This is a genomic window from Moorena sp. SIO3H5 (assembly GCF_010692395.1).
Taxonomy (GTDB): domain Bacteria; phylum Cyanobacteriota; class Cyanobacteriia; order Cyanobacteriales; family Coleofasciculaceae; genus Moorena.
Genome location: NZ_JAAHHS010000536.1, coordinates 1 through 4,263, shown reverse-complemented (window position 1 = coordinate 4,263; position 4,263 = coordinate 1). Strand labels below are relative to the sequence as shown.

The window sequence follows — 4,263 nt, the reverse complement described above, 5'->3', positions numbered from 1 at the left end:
CAAGAGTGCCATCCCCTGAGCATAGGAACACATCTTAGAGCAATAGAGAGCATCCCGGACTTTGGTGATAAATGCTTTGACATCGCCATCATACTTGCCCACAGGACCAGTGATTTCCTTAGCTGCTGCTACCCGCTGATCCTTGAAAGAGGAGATGACACGAGCATTGACTGCAGCGTAGATGGTAGGAATTGACACCCCTAGTTCTAGGGAACTAACTACAGTCCACCGTCCAGTGCCCTTTTGTCCAGCAGCATCAAGAATCATCTCCACTAACGGCCCATTGGTTTCTGGATCAATGTATTTGAAGATATCCGCTGTAATTTCAATCAAAAAGGAATTTAGCTCATCAGTAGTGTTCCATTCAGCAAACACTTCATGTAGCTGCTTGTGATCTAATCCCAAGGCATTTTTCAGTACATCGTAGGCTTCAGCAATTAGTTGCATGTCGCCATACTCAATGCCATTGTGTGCCATCTTAACGTAGTGACCAGCACCACCGGGACCAATGTAGGTCACACAGGGACCATCATCAACCTGAGCGGCAATTTTAACCAAAATTGGTTCTAAATCCTTGTATGCCGATGAAGTACCACCAGGCATTAAACTCGGACCATTGAGCGCTCCTTCTTCACCACCACTGACGCCCATGCCAACAAATCCCAATCCTGTGGCTTCTAAATCCTTAGTCCGCCGCTCGGTATCTTGGTACAGAGAATTGCCACCATCAATGATCATATCTCCTGGCTCTAGGAGAGGTTTGAGTTGTTCAATAACTGCATCAACTGGCTTCCCTGCTTTCACCATCACTAGGATTTTGCGGGGTCGCTCTAGAGCTTGAACAAACTCTTCCAAGGAATAAGCGGCTTTCACATCCTTGCCCTGAGCTCGCTCAGCCATAAATTTCTCGGTTTTGGCAGCAGTCCGGTTGTATACTGCGATTGGGAAACCACGACTTTCTACATTAAGCGCGAGGTTTTCCCCCATTACAGCCAAACCAATTACCCCAAAGGTCCGTTGTGTCATAAAAATCTCCGCCAGTTTTGCTGTAGTAGTTGTCTAGGGTGGATTCATTCCCAGGTTAGCCCGATATTTTGGGTTCTTGCCTAAAGAAGAAATTAAGAGTTTTGGTAGTAATACCATTAAGAAATGCTACATTCAGATATGCGGAAATTCCTGATTGATACCGATACCGCTTCCGATGATGCCGTTGCACTCCTGATGGCACATCGTTGGCCAGATGTCCAGGTTGAAGCTATCACTATAGTCAGTGGAAATGTACCTGTGGAACAGGGAGCAAAAAATGCCCTGTATACCCTCCAGATGTGTGGCGCATCCACCCCTGTCTACCTTGGCTGCCCTAAACCGATGCTCCGCCCATGCAAATATGCTCACGGGTTCCATGGTGAAGACGGTATGGGGAACATGCACTACCCTGAGCCCCAGGCTAAACCCCAGCTAGATCATGGTGTGGATGTCATCATCGATACTATTAAGAGCAATCCCAGGGATATCACCTTAGTTACCTTAGGACCACTGACTAATATTGCGATCACATTACTCCGTGCGCCAGAAATAGCCTCCCTAGTCCAGCGTTGCGTGATCATGGGTGGAGCCGCTAATGTTGTGGGCAACGTTACTCCAGCTGCGGAATATAATATTTGGGTGGATCCAGATGCCGCTAAAATTGTCTTTCACAGTGCCATGCCCATGTCGATGGTTGGTTGGGAATTAAGCCGTGGTGACGCAGCATTGCTCCCCGCTGAGATCGCACAAATCAAAAACTTAGGCACAGACTTACCACGTTTTGCTGTAGACTGCAATGCTAGCGCCTTAGAAGCCAGTGTTAAGATTCAAGATTCCCCTGGCTTAACCCTTGCTGATCCTGTAGCCATGACAGTGGCTCTCGACCCAACCATCATAACCAGGCAAGGTAAATACTACGTCGAGATAGAAACAGTAAGCGAACTCACCCGTGGTCAAACTGTAGTGGATGAGCTAGGAGTACTCAAGCAAACACCAAACATGACTGTAATCTGGTCTATCGACGCACCCCGATGGAAAGAACATTTATACCGTTGCTTGGGATAATTGTTAATTGCTCTGCTGTACTTGTTTGGCTCAATAAACAGTCTGTAATAGGGAACAGGGAACAGGGAACAGGGAACAGGGAACAGGGAACAGGGAATAGGGAATAGGGAATAGGGAATAGGGATGCACATCATTTTTTATCTGTTGCAAAAGTTATAATTTATAGTCGATAAAGTGAATATTTAATAGGAAGTTTAATTGATAAAAATAACTATTACGCTCACCGATTATTTATGATTAATTAAATCTAAATAAGATATAAAAGCATTTACCTTAAATTATCAATATACTAATAATTTTAATAAAAACAAGCTTTGTAGTAATCCAAAATTTATTTAAATAAACTAAATTATTAATTAAAAAAATAATTGTTATATTGTCTTGTAAAATGTAGTTTAAAATTAACAAAATATAAATCTTAGAGTATATCATAGATAGATTTTGCCTTTTGCCTCTTGCCTCTTGCCTCTTGCCTCTTGCCTCTTGCCTTTTGCCTTTTGCCTTTTGCCTTTTGCTGAAATTCGTGTATTTACAACCCAGATAAAAACGCTATACTTATGTCTCGTGCCAAAGCCCTAAAATACTACATAATAATCCGTCTTCTCCTAGCGCCCCTGATGCTATGGACTATTACCACCCTAGTGTTTCTTCTGCTCAGAGCTACCCCAGGAGATCCGGTAGATGCTGTATTAGGAAATCGCGCTCCAGATAGCGTTAAGGAAGAATACCGACAACAATTAGGATTAGCTGACCCGTTGTGGTTGCAGTATATTCGCTACATAGGATCCTTGCTACGTTTAGACCTAGGTACCTCAATCACCAGCCAAGGTCAAAAAGTCTGGGAGATTATTCAACAACATTTCCCCGCCACTGTAGAACTATCAGTATGCGGCATGGCGATCGCATTCTTAGTTGGTATAGGAGTTGGTACTTTAGCTGCATCCCGTAGCGGAACAGTTTGGGATGTGGGGGGTAGATTATTTGGCATCATTACGTACTCCATCCCTCTGTTTTGGATGGGGATGGTAGTGCAGTTAATTTTCTCTGTTCAGCTGGGTTGGTTTCCCATCGGTACTCGCTATCCCATTAGCTTAGCAACACCAGAAGGGTTTACTGGTCTTTATACAATAGATAGTCTCTTCAGTGGTAATTTGGTTCAGTTTTTCACTGCTATCTATTATTTAGCCTTACCCAGTATTACCTTAGGGCTGCTGTTGAGTGGCATCTTTGAACGGATTGTGCGGGTAAACTTGAAGCAAACTCTCAAAGCTGATTATGTAGAAGCAGCCAGAGCTAGAGGTATTCACGAAAGGCGGATTGTTTTTGCCCATGCTCTGAAAAATGCCATGATTCCTGTGATTACAGTGCTAGGGTTGACCTTAGCTGCTTTGTTAGGTGGAGCAGTGTTGACAGAGGTGACGTTCTCTTGGCCAGGGTTAGGGAATCGGTTGTATGAAGCAATTTCTGGACGGGATTACCCGACGGTGCAAGGGATTATGGTATTTTTCGCCACTATTGTGGTAATCGCAAGTATTGCCATTGATATTGTTAATGCTTTGATTGACCCCCGTATTCGGTACTGATAGAAATTTTTGAAAGTAGGAGTACTCAAACCCCAAACTATACTGGTTAGAGTGAGTGTGGTGAAGGTTACGTGAGTGATTCAGCTAGTTTAGCATTCCTCTCACACCAAATCAAAGATTATGGTGTGAGAGGAATGCGCGGTTGTTGAGGGGGTTCAATACCCTCTCAACAACCAATCACGACGATTTCGGGGAATCCTGTTGTTCAATGTACTTTCTTAATGTGGACACAGTGACTCCACCGCATGAGGCTATAAAATATGAACCATTCCACAACACATCTTTTCCGTAGAACTTGTTAATTTATTCCTGAAACTTACTTCTAAGTCTCCTACTTGTGACCGTGTTGAGATTATTGATGAATTTGGTTAACTCCATTTGTTAAAAATACTGAAATAACAGATGGATGTGCTCTTCCTACCCATTAAACTCAACCAACTTACCATCCTATTTTTGGCACAAGTTCTCTACTACTTTCCCAAGTCGTTTGATCATTTTGGCGTTAAAAACCTGGTGCCGATACTTGGAGGTTAACACCAGATGGGCTTTTAGAACACTTACTGATCGTCATGCCTGAAAGGAAATCACT

The 4,263-nt window shown here is 43.4% G+C and carries 3 protein-coding genes and 1 pseudogene; 2 read left to right on the top strand and 2 right to left on the bottom strand.

All coding sequences use genetic code 11. The annotated features are described in order from the left end of the window. The coding region (gndA, locus tag F6K52_RS33025; protein WP_293088840.1) for an NADP-dependent phosphogluconate dehydrogenase at window positions 1-1,026 on the bottom strand (1,026 nt) is incomplete at its 3' end. Between the two features lie 123 nt (window positions 1,027-1,149). On the opposite strand from gndA, the gene F6K52_RS33020 reads away from it, so the two are divergent. After that, window positions 1,150-2,091: a nucleoside hydrolase gene (locus tag F6K52_RS33020; protein ID WP_293088838.1), complete on the top strand. Its 942-nt coding sequence runs from the start codon at window positions 1,150-1,152 to the stop codon at window positions 2,089-2,091. A 557-nt stretch (window positions 2,092-2,648) separates the two neighbouring features. Beyond that, window positions 2,649-3,674: an ABC transporter permease gene (locus F6K52_RS33015; protein ID WP_293088836.1), complete on the top strand. Its 1,026-nt coding sequence runs from the start codon at window positions 2,649-2,651 to the stop codon at window positions 3,672-3,674. Window positions 3,675-3,851: 177 nt separating this feature from the next. Here F6K52_RS33015 and tnpA read toward each other — a convergent pair. Further along, window positions 3,852-4,262 (bottom strand): annotated as a pseudogene (gene tnpA, locus F6K52_RS33010) (IS200/IS605 family transposase). Window position 4,263 lies beyond the last annotated feature (1 nt).